Annotated in this window: 11 protein-coding genes; 5 read left to right on the top strand and 6 right to left on the bottom strand. The window is 68.3% G+C overall.

Going from position 1 to position 15,220, the window contains the following annotated elements:
- Together ADL03_RS41335 and ADL03_RS47790 are read right to left on the bottom strand one after the other, a co-directional pair.
- A partial coding sequence (locus ADL03_RS41335) for a tetratricopeptide repeat protein (RefSeq protein WP_157529718.1) occupies positions 1 to 2,053 on the bottom strand: 2,053 nt, incomplete at its 3' end.
- A gap of 263 nt (positions 2,054 to 2,316) precedes the next feature.
- Entirely contained in the window at positions 2,317 to 2,475 is a 159-nt protein-coding gene (locus tag ADL03_RS47790; protein WP_157529717.1) for a hypothetical protein, read from the bottom strand.
- Here ADL03_RS47790 and ADL03_RS50960 point away from each other — a divergent pair.
- The 3 genes from ADL03_RS50960 (at position 2,402) to ADL03_RS41315 (ending at position 4,372) form a co-directional block, all read left to right on the top strand.
- A complete protein-coding gene (locus tag ADL03_RS50960; RefSeq protein ID WP_369809081.1) occupies positions 2,402 to 3,313 on the top strand; it encodes a hypothetical protein in 912 nt (303 codons plus the stop codon). The two genes, ADL03_RS47790 and ADL03_RS50960, sit on opposite strands and share 74 nt — an antisense overlap.
- 112 nt (positions 3,314 to 3,425) lie before the next feature.
- The gene (locus tag ADL03_RS41320) at positions 3,426 to 4,190 is read left to right on the top strand and encodes a hypothetical protein (RefSeq protein WP_053739120.1); all 765 of its coding nucleotides are present in this window, start codon (positions 3,426 to 3,428) and stop codon (positions 4,188 to 4,190) included.
- Positions 4,190 to 4,372, top strand: a complete 183-nt coding sequence (locus ADL03_RS41315; RefSeq protein ID WP_157529716.1) for a hypothetical protein — start codon at positions 4,190 to 4,192, stop codon at positions 4,370 to 4,372. Before ADL03_RS41320 ends, ADL03_RS41315 begins: the two co-directional genes overlap by 1 nt.
- 638 nt (positions 4,373 to 5,010) lie before the next feature.
- Here the strand turns inward: ADL03_RS41315 and ADL03_RS41310 are convergent.
- Both ADL03_RS41310 and ADL03_RS41305 read right to left on the bottom strand, forming a co-directional pair.
- Entirely contained in the window at positions 5,011 to 9,174 is a 4,164-nt protein-coding gene (locus tag ADL03_RS41310) for an AAA family ATPase (RefSeq protein WP_053739118.1), read from the bottom strand.
- Positions 9,171 to 10,499 (bottom strand): alpha/beta fold hydrolase, encoded by a 1,329-nt coding sequence (locus tag ADL03_RS41305; protein ID WP_053739117.1) that lies wholly within the window; start codon positions 10,497 to 10,499, stop codon positions 9,171 to 9,173. The genes ADL03_RS41310 and ADL03_RS41305 overlap by 4 nt, the downstream gene beginning before the upstream one ends.
- A 92-nt stretch (positions 10,500 to 10,591) precedes the next feature.
- Here ADL03_RS41305 and ADL03_RS50350 point away from each other — a divergent pair, with 92 nt between their 5' ends.
- Together ADL03_RS50350 and ADL03_RS41300 are read left to right on the top strand one after the other, a co-directional pair.
- Complete coding sequence (locus tag ADL03_RS50350; protein WP_255353462.1) at positions 10,592 to 10,714, top strand: hypothetical protein; 123 nt, start codon at positions 10,592 to 10,594, stop codon at positions 10,712 to 10,714.
- A 68-nt stretch (positions 10,715 to 10,782) separates the two neighbouring features.
- Positions 10,783 to 12,207 (top strand): ATP-binding protein, encoded by a 1,425-nt coding sequence (locus ADL03_RS41300; RefSeq protein ID WP_053739116.1) that lies wholly within the window; start codon positions 10,783 to 10,785, stop codon positions 12,205 to 12,207.
- Positions 12,208 to 13,808: 1,601 nt separating this feature from the next.
- On the opposite strand, the gene ADL03_RS47785 is transcribed toward ADL03_RS41300, so the two are convergent.
- Both ADL03_RS47785 and ADL03_RS41290 read right to left on the bottom strand, forming a co-directional pair.
- Positions 13,809 to 13,997: a hypothetical protein gene (locus tag ADL03_RS47785; protein WP_157529715.1), complete on the bottom strand. Its 189-nt coding sequence runs from the start codon at positions 13,995 to 13,997 to the stop codon at positions 13,809 to 13,811.
- Positions 13,998 to 14,333: 336 nt separating this feature from the next.
- A complete protein-coding gene (locus tag ADL03_RS41290; RefSeq protein ID WP_053739114.1) occupies positions 14,334 to 14,816 on the bottom strand; it encodes a HEPN domain-containing protein in 483 nt (160 codons plus the stop codon).
- Positions 14,817 to 15,220: the final 404 nt, after the last annotated feature.

Below are 15,220 nucleotides of genomic sequence, written 5' to 3'. Positions count from 1 at the left end.
CCGCCGCCTGGTAGGCGTTGGCCAGGTTGTTCCGCGAGCTCAGCGTGTTCGGGTGATCAGGGCCCAGCACCCGCTCGTAGTCGGTGAGGGTCGCCTCGTACAGCGGGATCGCCCGGTCCAGATCACCCGCCGACTCGTAGGCGTAGGCCAGGTTGTTCCGCGACGTCAACGTGTTCGGGTGGTCGGGGCCCAGCACCCGCCCATAGTCGGCGAGGGTCGCCTCGTACAGCGGGATCGCCCGGCCCAGATCACCCGCCGACCGGTAGGCGTAGGCCAGGTTGTTCCGCGACGCCAGCGTGTCCGGGTGGTCGGCGCCCAGCACCCGCCCATAGTCGGCGAGGACCGCCTCGTGCAGCGGGATCGCCCGGCCCAGATCACCCGCCGACCGGTAGGCGCCAGCCAGGTCGTTTCGCGAGGCCAGCGTGCCGGGGTGGTTTGGGCCATGGAGGCGTTCTCGGGCGGTGGTGGCGCGGATGTGATAGGCGATGGCAGTGCCGACCTCGCCCTGCCCCTCCAGGTAGCGGCCGAGTGCGTTGAGCACCAGGCCGGTCGCCGGGGAGTCGGTGTCGGGGGTGGTGTGGTCGAGCAGGGCACGTGCGTGGGGTAGCACCTGCCGGTAGACCCGCCAGTCCGCGGGACTGTCGGGGTTGAGGCCGTCCACAGTGGTGGCGAGGGCGGTGGTGGCGGTGTCGCGGGCGGCGGCGATGTCGCCTGGTTGGCGATAGGGGTCGGTCGGGTCGGGTGTGCGGGTGATGGCTTGGACCAGGCGATGCACGGTCACGGTGTCCGTGGTCAAGGTGATCATGCTGTAGGCGGTCAAGCGGCCCAGTGCCTCGGACAACTCCGGTTCCACAATCCCGTCGGCCAGCAGGCTCCTCGGGATCCCGTCTGGGGCGTACCACGCCAGCTGACGCAGCAACCGGACCGTGGCGGGGGTGTCGGCGAGGTGCGCGAGCGTGACGTGCCAGACGCGAGCCATGCTGCGCTGGGTGTCGCTGCTTTCGCCGGCCGCGACGAACATCCGCGCGGGCGAACCCGCCAGCAGCTCGAGATAAGTCTCCGGGCTGATACGGGTCTGGGCGAGGTACGAGGCCGCCTGCTCGACCGCGAGCGGCAACCACCCCAACTCGGCACACACCCGATCCACACCGGTGAGATCCGCGCCGGGCTGGACCGCGTGCACGATCCGGGTCATCAAGTCGACGGCCTCGCCGGGGCTCAGCACATCCAGCGCCACCGGCTCCGCCAGCGCGTGCCATCCCACGCTGTGGCGACTGGTGATCACGACCGTGCCCGTACGCACACGCGCCAGCAACGCCGCCGCGCCTGTTGGAGCGGTCAGGTTGTCCAGCACCAGAAGCCAGCCGGTGTGCGTCGCCAGCCACCGCGCCCCCAGCTCGGCGCGCTGCTCCGACGGCAATTGCACGGCCTGCGGCACCAGCTCCGCCGCCAGCTCGGCCAAACCCGCCTCGATCGCGGCCGGCGAATCCGCGATCATCCACCAGACCAACGAAAAACGCGCCTCGTGCACTTCGGCGAACCGCGCCACGAGCGTGCTCTTGCCGATCCCGCCCAGGCCGTGCACCGCAACCACCACCGCCCGGCCAGTACGGCTCACTGCCGCGTCCAGCCGCCGCAACTCCTCCGACCGCCCGACAAACACACGCTGCCCGGCCGGAACCCGGCCCAGCCCCGCCACCGCGGCCACCACTTCCATCTCCGGCACCACGACCGGCGGCACCACCACCTGAGAACCGATGATATTGCGCTCGCCGATCACCACCGGCCCCTCCACCGACCCCGCCTGCACCGCGGTCCCGCTCACCGTCGACCCACTGATCGCATTCCCCACCCGCCCAACGCCCACCGGGTCGACCGGTGCCGCGGCAAGGGGTTCAGGACGAGGCTGCCGGGCCTTGAGCAGGCCATAGGCCGACAGAGCCAGACCCAACGCGCCGCAGACGCCCCCGACCACGCTGGCAATCTTGTCCGCAGCCTCAAGATCCGCCCACGCCAGAGCGCCACCGCCGGTGGCCACCACGACACCTGCCACGATCCACACAACCCAGCCACGGCGCGACACACCCACATCATCGCCGCGGCCCGCCAAACGTGACCATGAACGCGCCGCACACCGACGACCAAAGAAATTCTAGGTGAGCCGGCCACAGCGCAACGTCCTGTCATGCCGCTGATCGTGTACCGAACGATGCGGCGCTCATGCCGATGTGGGCGGCAGTGACGCCAGGCTCCGGTGGCGACTGCCTGAAGGCAAACTCGACGGTGGACTCATCGACACGCCTGCCCCGGCGAAGATCACCAGCTTGCCCGGCAGTCGCATTCGGCGCAGTGGTCACCGCAGCCCGGCGGCGACCACCCCGGCAGCCTCGCCGAGCTGCGGGTGCGGGCGGGCGAGCTGGTCGCCGGGGTCGAGGGGTGGGCGGAGAACGCGAGCTCCATCTCGATCGAGTTCATCCTGCCCAAAGACCTGCTCAACCTGCCCGTCGAGCAGTGGCTCGGACCGGCGGACGAAATCGCCATGCCAATCGGCATCGACTACCCGGTCTCCCTGCGGTCCCTGGAACGAAGTTGGGACAAGGAGAAACATCGGCGGTGGCGCCGCCGAAGCGGATACTTCCAGGCCCTTCTCCGCGCTGCTGCCGTACGAGCTCCCGCGCGTGCTGGTGATCGACGAGATCGACAAGGCCGACCTGTCGTTGCCCCACGACATGCTCGCGACCATCGAGGACGGCGAGTACCTGGTCCGCGAGCTGGCCCGCGTCGCGCGCCGGACGCCGAAGGTCGTTGTGCACACGGCGGATCCGGGTGGCAGCGCCGAGATCATCGAGGGGCGCGTGACGTGTCGCGCGTTCCCGTTCATCGTCTTCACCAGCAACCGGGAACGCGAGTTCCGCCGGCGTTCCTGCGCCGCACGCTGCAGCTGGAGATGCAGCCGCCGAACGAGGAACGGCTCGCGAGCATGATCGCGGCACACTTCCGGGACGCGTCGAGCAGCTCGGCCGACCTGTTCCGGAAGTTCCTGCGCCGCGGCGAGTCCGAGGGCGGACTCGCCATCGACCAGCTGCTGAACACCGTCCAGCTCGCCACCACGTCGACCGGCCTGACCTCCGACCGCGCGTCGTGGGAACGGCTGCGCGACGCGCTGTGGCACCGGCTTTCCACAACAGGGTTTGAGAGGGCCCACGGGACTGCAGGATCCGTCTCATCCACTGCTCAACCGAAGGCGTGGACTTGGAGATGGCCAGTACGGCCACCGCCGCATCACACGTTGCGCACTGTGTGCTACCGATAGCTCCACGCCGGCCTCTTGAACCGCCGCGCGCTCACGCCCGCGGCTTCCTCTGCGCGCCAGCCGCTGCCGCGCGATCCACCACGCTGCCTGTGACCCCAGGAGGTCCCGTTTTGTGACCGCACCCGACCCCGCGGCGACCAGCCTGGACGCTGTCGAGCAGGCCGCGCCCGAGCCGCCCGCACCGGCCGCCATACCCGTCCAGCCGTCCGCCGAGGACGCCGGCGACGGGGCGGCGCTGCTCGCCCAGCTCGCCGAAGCGCACGCACTCGCCGCGCGCGTGCCCGAGCTGGAGCAGCACGCCGCCTTGGCCGAAGACCTGCTGACCCGCCTGCGTGTGCCGCACGAGGCCGGGCTGGAGGACACGTTCGCCGAGCGGCTGCGCGGCGCGGACGAGACCGAGCTGACCGCCGACGCCACCGTGCTCACCGAACTGCTCGCGGCTGCCCGGACCGCCACGCCGGCTCGCGCCGGCCTCGACGACGCCTGGGTCGGCGAGCCATTTGATGCCGTGGATGCGCAGGAAGTCGCCCTGCGGCCTGTAGTCGTTGCTCGCGGCTGCAGCGCACGTTCTTCCATGACGATTCGCTTGACAGGTATCATGGCATGCGTGGGCCGGTCAGTGGCCGGTCCTCATCGTTACGCCAGACAAGTCCGGGTGATAGTGATCGCCATGATGGCCGCCCGGTCTGACCGAGTACTTCGGCAGTACAAAAGCTCGACGGCTGTTCCAGAGCGGTCGCCGGGTTCGTTTCTCCGAAGCGCACGGACCCAGCGACCCAGTGGATCGCCCCTGGCACCACCATCCACAATGGAGCGGCACGACCGCCGAACGCCTTCTCAGGACTCTGGACCTGGCAAGGCGGATCGGAGTTCGTGATGCCCGCTATCCTCGCCAACACTGTCGCCGTTGTGCCGGTGCTCGCCGTCATATGTCTGACGGTCGTCGCGCTGGCCGTCCTCATCCTCGGTGCCTACATCGTGCGTGTCACCGGCAAGACGGAAGGCCTCAAGCACCTCGCCGAGATCGTGAAGGCGCTCTTAGGACGAGGTCGCCGATGAACTGATCAAGCATCCTCCGCGGACGCCCGCCGACCGCTTGACACCGAGCTCGGCGGGCAACGCCCGCAAGTCATCGGCGGTGGCCTTCTCGCCGGACCTCTCACTGGTCGCCCTGGGGCCTGCCCGGCGAGTCGCCGACGGGAGCTACATTGCCACCGACGACGCCACGTGGGTAAGAGCAGCTCACCCGCCTCGTCACCGTCGTACAACAGATCTTCGTGCTGCCTGCCGCGAACGACGGCACCCTCTGGGAAGTCGCGTGCCTCAAGGACGACGCCGACGACGGCGTGCTCACGGTGGCCTGCCAGGACGTGGCCGAAGAGCTGCGGGATGGTGAGAACAAATGCCCGAATGCTGCTGTGCGCCGCAGCCGGGTTCGGGGTGGCGGCCATCAGCGATCTGCTGGCGTGACCACGTCGTCCAGCACGGAAAGAACCCTCCCAGACTCTGAGGTGGGGCCCGACGTGCAGGCTCCGAAGCGCCGGAGCGCGGCCGCGCAGGCGTCGACGGCGGTCACGTCCGCGGACAGCAGATGGGTCCATTTGCGTTCGAGCGCGGCCATACGCGCCCATCCGCCGCCGACGTCTGTGCCCGATGCCTTCGCGTTCGTGCCGCCGCTGGCCGCAATCTTGTTAACTTCAAACTATGCCGACCGACACAGCGGCAACGCCGTCGCTCAGCGCGACAACGATCATGTCTTGATGCCAGGCTCCAATCGCGAGCACAGGTGTCTCGACAACGATCGTCTTGAGCTCTGCCTGGGTTGTTGGATCCCACAGGCGCACTGTCCCATCGTGGCTGCCGGTGACAACCACGATGCGGTTGTCAGCCAACGGCATGGATGCCACAGCTACCACGATGTCGGTGTGGCCGGTGAGTGGGGCGCCGACCGGTTGGCCGGTCAGTGGATCCCACAATCGCGCCGTCTGGTCGTGGCTGCCGGTGGCGAGCAGGGCGTGGCCGTCGGACAGCGGTATTGCCGCCATGGCACGCACGATGTCGGTGTGGCCGGTCAGTGGGGCGCCGACCGGTTGGCCGGTCAGTGGATCCCACAATCGCGCCGTCCGGTCATCGCTGCCGGTGGCGAGCAGGGTGCGGCCATCGGACAGCGGTATCGTCGCCATCGTCATTATGCCGCCGATGTGGCAGGCGATTGGGCCGCCGACCAGTTGGCGCGTGGTCGGGTCCCAGAAGCGGACTGTCCCGTCCTCGCTGCCGGTGGCAAGCAGCATGACATGATCGAGCAGCGGTATCGCAGTCACAGCCCTCACCGGTTCGGTGTGACCGGTGAGCGGTTCGCCGACCGGTTGGCCGGTCTCGGGATCCCACAGACGAGCTGTCTCATCGTTGCTGCCCGTGGCGAGGAGGGTGCGTCCGTCAGGCAGGGGTACTGCGGTCACCGATACCACCCAGTCGGTGTGGCCGGTGAGTGGTTCGCCGACCGGTTGGCCGGTCTCGGGATTCCACAAGCGGACGGTCTTATCGTGGCTGCTGGTGGCGAGCAAGGGGCGGCCCTCGGATAGTGGCACTGCCGCTAGAGCCTCTACCCAGTCGGTGTGGCTGGTGAGTGGTTCGCCGGCCGGTCGGGGGGTGGTCGGATCCCACAGGCGGACAGTCCAGTCATCGCTGCCCGTCGCCAGGAGGGTGCGTCCGTCAGGCAGGGGCACTGCGGCCACCGATACCACCCAGTCGGTGTGGCCGGTGAGTGGTTCGCCGACCGGTTGGCCGGTCTCGGGATCCCACAACCGCACCGTCTTATCGTGACTGCCCGTGGCGAGAAGGGTGCGTCCGTCAGGTAGGGGTACTGCGGTTACTGCTGCTACCCAGTCGGTGTGGCCGGTGAGTGGTTCGCCGACCGGTTGGCCGGTCTCGGGATCCCACAACCGCACCGTCTTATCGCGGCTGCTGGTGGCGAGCAGAGTGCGGCCGTCGGGCAGCGGTATCGCCGCCGCCGCCGTTATCCAGCCAGTGTGCCCGGTGAGCGAGCCTCCGACCGGCTGGCGGGTGGCCACGTCCCACAGACGCCCTGTCCAGTCCTCGCTGCCGACGGCGAGCAGAGTGCGGCCGTCGGGCAGTGGCACCGCCGCCACCGCATTCACCGAGCCGGTGTGACCGGTAAGCGGATCACCGACCGGCTGACCAGTGACCGGATCCCACAACCGCACCGTCGCATCATCGCTACCGGTGGCCAGCAGGGTACGGCCGTCGGGCAGTGGCACCGCCGCCACCGCGTTCACCGAGCCGGTGTGACCGGTAAGTGCTTCGCCGACCGGTCGGCCGGTGATTGGGTCCCACAGGCCGACAGTCCAGTCATCGCTGCCTGTGGCGAGGCGAGTGCGGCCGTGGGGTAACGGCACTGCCGTTACCGCCACCACGGAGTCAGTGTGGCCAGTGAAGGGGTCGCCGACCGGTTGGCCGGTGGTTGGGTCCCACAGGCGGACTGTCTCATCGTTGCTGCCGGTGGCGAGGAGGGTACGGCCGTCGGGCAGCGGCACTGCGGCCACTGTGGCCACTCCGCTGGTGTGGCCGATGAGTGTGCGGTGAGTGGGCACCGGGGTGAGTGCCGCCCAATGCACGTGCCAAGCGTGTCGGTTGTGCGGGGGCGGTTCCTGAGGGCGGAAGTTGTGGAGTGTGGTGTGCCTGCTCATGGCAAGTTGCCGTAGGCCTGGCCGGTCAACGTTGGCGGCGGTGGTCAGGTGGTGGCTGGCCCCGATGACACCCAGGACGGCAGGCGGTAAGGGGTGGCGGCCGAATGCGGTGCGCCAGGCGTCGGCGGCCACGGACGTGGGATCGAGACAGTCGAGGACGTCAGGATTGCGGTCGAGCAAGATCCACGCCTGCTCGCCTGCAGACCCGACATGTCCGCTGAGGTAGTGGGCGAGATAGGGGTTCGCAGACCTTCCGAAAGTCTTCGCCACGTGGTCGGTCATGGCCTCGGCAATGGCCTGATGCCCGTCGGCGACGAAGTGCTCGACGAAGGTGCGGTGAGCGAGGCGGAGCACGCTCTGGCTGTGCTCGGTGTCGATCAACACGTAGGGGGCGGCGGCGTCGAGGACAACGTGCACGTCCGCGTCGCTGATGTTCCGGGCAGCAAGCGCGGTTGCGGCCAACGCGCAGATGCCGTCACGGACCGGCAAACCGCGGCCCTGAGCGTGCGCGAGGGCTCGTAGCACGGGGGTGGATGCCGGGTGAGCGTGTCTGAGCCGTGTGACGGCTCTACGGAACAGTCCCCGATGATCGGTGGCCAGCAGATCGTCAAGAGCGGGTCCGGTCGGCAGCGTGCCGAGAGCGAGGATCTCGTGCACGGCCAAATGGGCGAAGAGAAACTCATGAGCGCTGACGCCAACAGCGATAGCGGTGTCATTGACGGCCTCGACGTCGCCGAACGCCTTGGCCAAGCGGCTGGCGACGTAGCGGCCGATGGCCGTGGCGTCGCGAGTGAGGGCGATGATGTCGTTGACACGCAACGCGTCAAGCAGGTTACGACGTTCCGACGGTGGCTGGTCTGGTCCTTCGCTGGTGTCGCGGCGGGTTCCGACGACGACGCGGACGCCGTCCAGCGCGGCCAGGCGTCGCAGTAATGCGTTGGCGATGGTGAGTGGATCGACGGCCTCGTCGAGTGCGTCGGCCAAAACCGTGAGCGGGGCGCGTCGGGCGACGTCGGCGAGCAGCCGATCGATGCGCTCGGTCAGACTGGCGCCGGAATCGGGGTTGTCCAGGCCGAGTTCGGCGGTGATATGCGCGAGAGCGTCCTGTGTGGACAACCCAGTCAGATGCATCACCGCGGCGAAGGTGTTCTCTGGTGGACGTTGCTCGGGTGTCAGCTCGGTGATCAGGCTGTGTCGGGTGAGGACGGACCGCAGCTTGGGTCGGGTCTGTGCGAGTAGGTAGCCGAGCAGTGCTGACTTGCCGGATCCGGCGGCACCGGTGACGACGAGCAGACCGTGGTCGTGGCTGGCGAGCCAGGCGGTGATGCGCTCGCACTCGCTGCGCCTGCCCTGGAAGTACCACGACAGTTCCCCGAGCTCACCGCCCTGGGCCTTCGGGATGAAATGGCCGCGTTCATCGGCCGACAGGTCGGCGAGGACGGCGTTGATCTCGTCGATGACGTCCAGCGGTGCGCCGGTGAGCGGTGTGGTCCGGTGCAGTGCGGCGTCATCGGTGATCTTCTTGGGGATGACTTCGGCGCGGGGGAGTGTGCGGCGCAGTTCGCCGGCCAGGTCCCATAGGCTGATCCGGTCACTGGCGCCGAAGTTGTGCCGTAGCACGTATCGCAGCGCGGCGGTGAACCGGCCCAGGTTGGTGGCGCCGTCACCGGAGGTGCCGATCAGCAGGAACTGGCGGTCGCCTGGCATCGCGTCGATGGCCGCGCTGACCTTTTGGACGAATGCGGCCGACCAACAGGTGTCGATCACCACGATGTGCCAGTGCTCGCTTTCGTCGCGGCTGCGGGGCGCGATGGCGGCGGCGATGCGGTCCGAGCTGATGCCGGGACGGTTCTCGCGTTCGTTGCTGCGGGCATGCTGCAGGCGTGGCTCGGCGCGGTTGGCGCTGGCGTGCCCGGCCCAGTAGAGCATCGAGAACGGGTGCTCCGAACCACTCCAGAGCGCCAGCCGGGACTCCACCGCGTCGCTACCCCGGTCTCGCATCGGGACCGACCAGTCGGTCACCACGCCACCGAAGTCAGCCAGCAGCTGGGCCAGTGTGCTCACTTCGGCGTCGACACCGTCCAGCGGCGGTAGGCCGGGATCGCCGTAGTGGCCGAGGGCGAGGGGGAAGATTTCGATGTGCCGGTCGGTCACGGCACCGCCAGGAGGAACTGCACGACCGGGGTACTGCCGCCGTCGACGCGCAGCCGGTAGAGCCCCGGCCGATCCGCCACACCGGTGATCCCTACCTGGCCGTCGCGGCGGTAGGGCGTCGGGCGATCCACGACCATGCCGGTGTCGGCGTCAGTCAGGAGGCAGGCGACGTGGAAAGGGCCATTGATGCCGCTGAGCGTTCCGGTCCACTCCTGGCCAGGCGACACGACATCCGGTAGGACGAGGCCGATGTCGCCGTCGCCGAGCCGGGGTTCTTTCGCGCCGCGGCCGTGCTCCACGATGTCGCGGGCGAAGATGATGGCCTCGTCGGACTGCGCCAGCGTGGTGTGTTGCTGCGCCAGGACCATGTGCCGGTCCTGGTGGTGGGGGACCGCGGAATTGCGGGGCACAGTGCCGTCACCGAAGCCGGGACTGCGCCGCAGCCGGCCGTGCTCGTCGCGAACCAGCTCGCCGTCGTCGTGAAGCTTGAAGGTGTCGTAGGTGCCGCTGGCTGTGCCTGCGTTCAGCGTCAGCGACGACATCGTGGGTTGTTCCACGCCGATCAGCGCCCAGTGCTGTGGCAGCGCGGTCGCCGCCCGCTGGGCTCGCGCGGTAAAGGCTGCGGCGGCGAGGTCCTCGTCGCCACCCAAGTCCACGATGTCGGCGACGGTGAGCCGGCGGACGTCATTGCCGGTGTCGACGCAGCGGTAGGCGGGCAGCAGGTCGTAAAGACCGGGCATGGTCACCGCGGCCGCCCGCAACCGCCGTTGCAGCCGTCCGGTCGTGGGGGAGAGCATCACTGCGGCTTTGGCCGCGCCGTCGAACGGGGTGCCCAGGGTGAGCGTGGCGCGCACCTGATCGTTGGGAGCCATCGCCTGGCACAGCAGTCCGCCCATCGAGTGGGCCACCAGCACGATCCGCGCGTCCGACCGGCCGCTGCGTGCACGCCACGACTCGAGGTGCGCGTCGACGGCGTCGGCGAGCAGCGCGGCGTTGCGCTTGACCGGCAACCGCCAGTCGTAGGCGAACTCGGCGACCGCGCTGGGATGGCGCACCACACCCCGCAGCTCCCGCACCAGGCCGGTGTAGGGCTCCAGCCCGGTCAGCCCGGGCAGGTAGGCGGGAAACTTCAGCAGACCCACGGGCTTGACCCGGCTGGTGTCCCCGCGGCGTTCCGCGTCGGTGAGCGCCAGGGGCTCCAACCCCGCCATCAATGCCGACACCAACAATTTCGGCCGCAAGCCCCAGAGCGTCTGCCCCGTGGTGGTGTCCATCAGCTCGCTGCCCATGATGCCGGGCACCACCATCACCGCGTCCGGTGTCATCCATCCTCCAGAGGTGACAGGGTGTCACGCAACGTTAACGTCCCCGTCGGCGATAGGTGTGTTACATCGCCACATCAAGAGGGTCCCCAGGGATGGCCAGCCGCACGCTGTACCTGTTCGCCATCCGCGACGGCCAGATCACCGCCGCCATCGACGACCAGCTTGCTCTGGCCGCCACGGTATGGGCCGATTTTAGCTTGGCGACCGCGCACTGACCGCTATCACTGCTGAGCCACTGACCACCCGCCGGGACGTCGAGGCCATCGCACACCAGCTACGCGACATGACCGACGCCGACACCGCGGTCGTTTACGTCACCGGCCACGGCGTCCGGTCTGGATCGGGCCGCCACTACCTGATGCTGCCCGACACCCCACACGGTCACCACCTCGCACGCGGCTACCCCACCGCGGACCTCATCGCCGCCGCGCTCGCCTCCCACGCCCGACACGTACTGGTGATCGTGAACAGCTGCTTCGCCGGCGAACTCGACGCCGAACTTGCCCAGCTGCGCAAGGACCTGCCCGCCGAACGCAGACACGCCTCGCTGACCGTGCTCACCACCGCCGACTTCGACGAAATGCCACGCGCCAGCGAATTCACCGTTGTACTCGGCGAAACCCACCGATTCCTTACCGAACGAGCCGGCTACACGGCACCGCTGCTGAGCATCGACGAGTTCGTCCGCGAACTCGAGGCCGCCTGCCGCAGGCTGGCCGACGCCGGAACGAGCGTGCTGCAGATCCGCCACGTCCTGCAAGAAGGCGACCGCGCCGAGCCGACCCTCTGCCTACCCAACCCGGGCTACCGGCCACCACCGCCCACTCTCGTCGGCAAGTCCCGCCGCCAGCTCGCCGCCCCGACCCGCGAGCTGGACTACTGGCTCGACCGCGCCAGCGGCAGAATCTCGGCCACCGACCCCGGCTGGTACTTCACCGGGCGAGGCGAGCTCACCACCCAGCTCGCCCGATTCCTCACCTACGGAACCGGAATGCTCGTGATCACCGGCGCCGCGGGCACAGGCAAGTCGGCGATCATCGCCCGCGCGGTGACCCTCAGCGATCCTGACTTTCTGGCCAACCCGCACTACGCCGACGCCGTGGCTTCCGCGGACCCGGATACCGTCCCACCGCCAGGGTCGGTCGACCTGGCGGTACTGGCGCGCAACAAGACCACCGAGGAGATCACCGAACAACTACTCACCGCCGCCGGCGTCACTCCTGCCCACACCGCCGACGTCGGCGGCCGCACAGCCACCCTGCGCCACCAGGTTCTCGACCAGTTCGAGCCCGGCCGCCCGATCACCATCGTCATCGACGGTCTGGACGAAGCCGTCGCACCGGCGCACACCGCCACCGACCTCATCGGACCACTGTTACGCCACCGCCGTGTCCGTCTCATCGTCGGCGTACGCAGCAGCGCACCCGGCCAACCCGGCTCAGCCGCCGAAGCGGGCCTGCTCGACCTTCTGCGCCGCTTCGGGACCGCCCTCACCCCGCTGCGCACCGATGGCGCAGACGCGATCCACGACATCACCGACTACCTACTGACCCGGTTGCCCGGCCAAGACCGGCTGGCCCACCTCATCGCCACGGCCGTAGCACCGTCCTTTCTCGACGCCCGCTTCGCCGTCCGCCGCCTGTTGGACAACCAGCCCCCGGCAGAAGCCGAGCTGGACAAGCCCAAGGGGCTCGAAGAGCTCGACTGAGGTGCAGGCGTCACTTGTGTTCTGGGTCGCTTCCACTCCACAGGTCCAACCGCTCCCTGGTGCATCGAACGTCGGGGTGGTCCGGGCCGAAGACCCGATCTCCCGCATGTCGTCGGGCAGGGCGGTAGCCGTGGCGGTGACGTAGGCGCCGACCAAGTCGTGCATCACATACCGGCCGCTCGGCCACCGCTCAAGCGGTGACGCCTCCTCCAGAGGCACTACGTAAAGTTTCTTTTACCTCTGCCGAGAATTTCACGTGCGCAGACGCTTCGTCAACTCCAGAGCGTCACAGACTTACGGCGTGTCGCAGCGTGTCCTTCGCTAATCACGTAACGACCGTCACATTCCAGTCATGTTCACACGCTGCGTAGCGCCAGACTTCCCCCTCGTGGCGGCTTGGCGGTGCATACACCTTGAGACAGAGTTACGCAGGTGTAAGAACATCAACACCGGAAGGGGCGTAAGCAGCTTCTAGCTGCAAAAACCGCCCATGAGGATCTCTACTTCCTTCCCGGCGACTCTCGGGTTGGGAAGGCCGACGCCACCCGCGATGGATGGTCGGCGGAGAAGAGATCACCATGGCAAGACGCCGCAAAAGGGCCGGGAAACGTCGAGGCAAGGAGCGACGGGACCCTTCCCGGCAGGGCAACTCCGGTCACGAGTCTGATCGGAGCGGCAAGTCGGGCCACGAGCGCAACCGGAGTTGGCCCTCCGGTCAACGCTACGTGGACCCTGACCTGATCGTTCAGGTTGTTCAGTTGATCTTGACCGTTCTTGAAAACCTGAACTTGTGACGGATGGACTCCGGCGGTACGTGATCGCGTGCCGCCGGGCTCCTCCCGGTCGACCGCAGCAACTGCGGCAATCTGCAACGTAGCGCCGTGCCGATTCGATGCCAATAGCCTGCTTGGTGAGTTGAGTCCACGTTTGGCGCCTGCGCAGCGTGATCCCAGGTAAATATGCGTAGCCCTCTGTCACGGTTGCGCTGACGCATGCCAGGCTGGCACGTCGACCTGCTACCGGCGCGACGAAGAGGACATCGCCCGCCTCCTGCAGACGCTGCACGACGCCGAGTGAGCTGGCCAGCAGCGCGCCGCCCACAGCCTTGTCCATGGCGGCCACGACCGGATGGTCCTTGCCGCCAAGGATCTTCACGGCCTCGGTATAGCTGCAGGTCCTTCGCACCCGAAGGTTCTTACCCGATGAGCGGCGTGCTCAGCCGGAGAACAACACCAACAGCCCAATCCGGATTGACACCACCGAAGGGACCGGATCATGAGCACGCGGCGCCTGCCGGGGGCGCAAGCGCACCTCCGGGACTGAGGCGACGGTGCCTGACCCCGAGCACATGGACACGAACACAGGTCCGGTCCCGCAGGCCCAGGAGACGCTGGAGACCCTCAGCCTGCTGCACGCATCGTTTTGGGCACCGCACAAGCACGAACGGGCCGCGGCCGCACACCGCCGGACACCGTCAAGGCCGTGCTTGATCGGGTCGAAGGACGCGCGCCTCCCGGCGGCCGGCGAGCTCAACTCCTGGTGACGTTGGGTCCACGCGACCGCCGCCGCCGTCAGCGGCTGCTGAGCACGCTGCTGCGCCGTCAGTTCGCGATGATGAACTGGTCAATCCGGTCGGCGAGCACGTTGATCGAGCCGCGGTCACGCTCGAGGACTCCGCGGACGAGCAGGGCGGAGCTGGGCTGGGCGATCTTGCCGTAGCGGTTCCACGCACCGGGGCTGACGACGACGTTGAGCATCCCCATCTCGTCCTCAAGGTTCAGGAACGTCACGCCGCCGGCGCTGGGCGGGCGTTGGCGATGGGGAAGAGCACCACCGACGAGCACGCGGGTGCCGTGCGGAACGTGGCCGGGTCCGGAAGACGGTGCGGGCCAGCGTTTCAGCCCGCACTCATGCTAGCCGCTCCATCTCTCCGGCAGACCCCCGGCGGCAGGGGTCTGCCGCCCCAGGCGTTCATCGCCTAGGCAGTGACAACCCAGGTGACCCGCTTGTGGCAACCATCGCGATCCCACCGCCGGAACGTAAGTGCGCGAAGGTGACAACTACGCCGACTTGTCACACCGCCTTGGCTGTAGAGCGCCGAGCGCACCGGCAGGTGACAGCGGTAATCAGCCTGCGTCACCGCTGCGAGGGTGTTCTGCCTCGTCGACACCGCCGTGCGCCGCGGCGTGGTCGACGAGTTCGACGATCTCGCCAAGGAGGGCGTCGAGTTCTTCGGCATCGGGCAACGACCCTCCATCGCTGTACCGGGCAGCGGGTCGCAGGCTTTCCAGCCGCTTCATCGCCGGATACCAGTCGGGCGATCCGTTGCCGTCTCGCCGCGTGTACCAGTTCAACCAGGTCAGACGGGCTCCGTGCGAAGCCCGCTTCTGAGTCGGCACGACGTGCAGCAGGTGCATCGCCTTCACCACGAGCTCGGCGGCCGCGGACGCCGCCTCGACGGCGGGGCCTGGGCGGCTCGCGGTGATGGACTCATGCGCGGCTGCCACGAAGTCCCGTGCAAGCAGCACGTGGTCACGAACCCGTGACTTGTCGCGGCGCAGGTCGAACGACACGACGTACCCGTCGCCCGGTGCCGCCACGAAGGCCATCCAGCCCGCCGCCGGGTCGACGCGAGGCGATCGCCAGTCGGAGCATCGGGCGGCAGTTCGGCGAGCTGGCCAAGCGTGGCGGCCGGTACCGGCGCTCCCAGGTCTCCCGACCCACCGCCGCCCAACTCGTCAACGCCGTGGGCGAAGACGAAGTGGAGCTGATCCGGCAGCTACGCCGCTTCGGCTACGTCCGGTAGGACTGCGTACAGCTCTGTACGCAGCTAGGACATCTGCCACCGAGGAGGTCTCTGTGGCTTGAAGTTTTTTGAGAGCACAGTTCGTCCTTGCTCGCCAGTCGAGCATTCGAAGGGTTTTTTGATCGTCTGGCGAGCCGGTCAGGCTCCCCGCAGCACCTGCGGCCAGCACCGTTCCCGCAAGCCAGGCGGCGACCCGCACCGTCATCG

Origin of the sequence: Nocardia sp. NRRL S-836, from assembly GCF_001279525.1 — a bacterium.
Classification (GTDB): domain Bacteria; phylum Actinomycetota; class Actinomycetes; order Mycobacteriales; family Pseudonocardiaceae; genus Lentzea.
The sequence above is the reverse complement of the archived record's forward strand: the minus strand, read 5'-3'. Positions and strand labels throughout refer to the sequence as shown.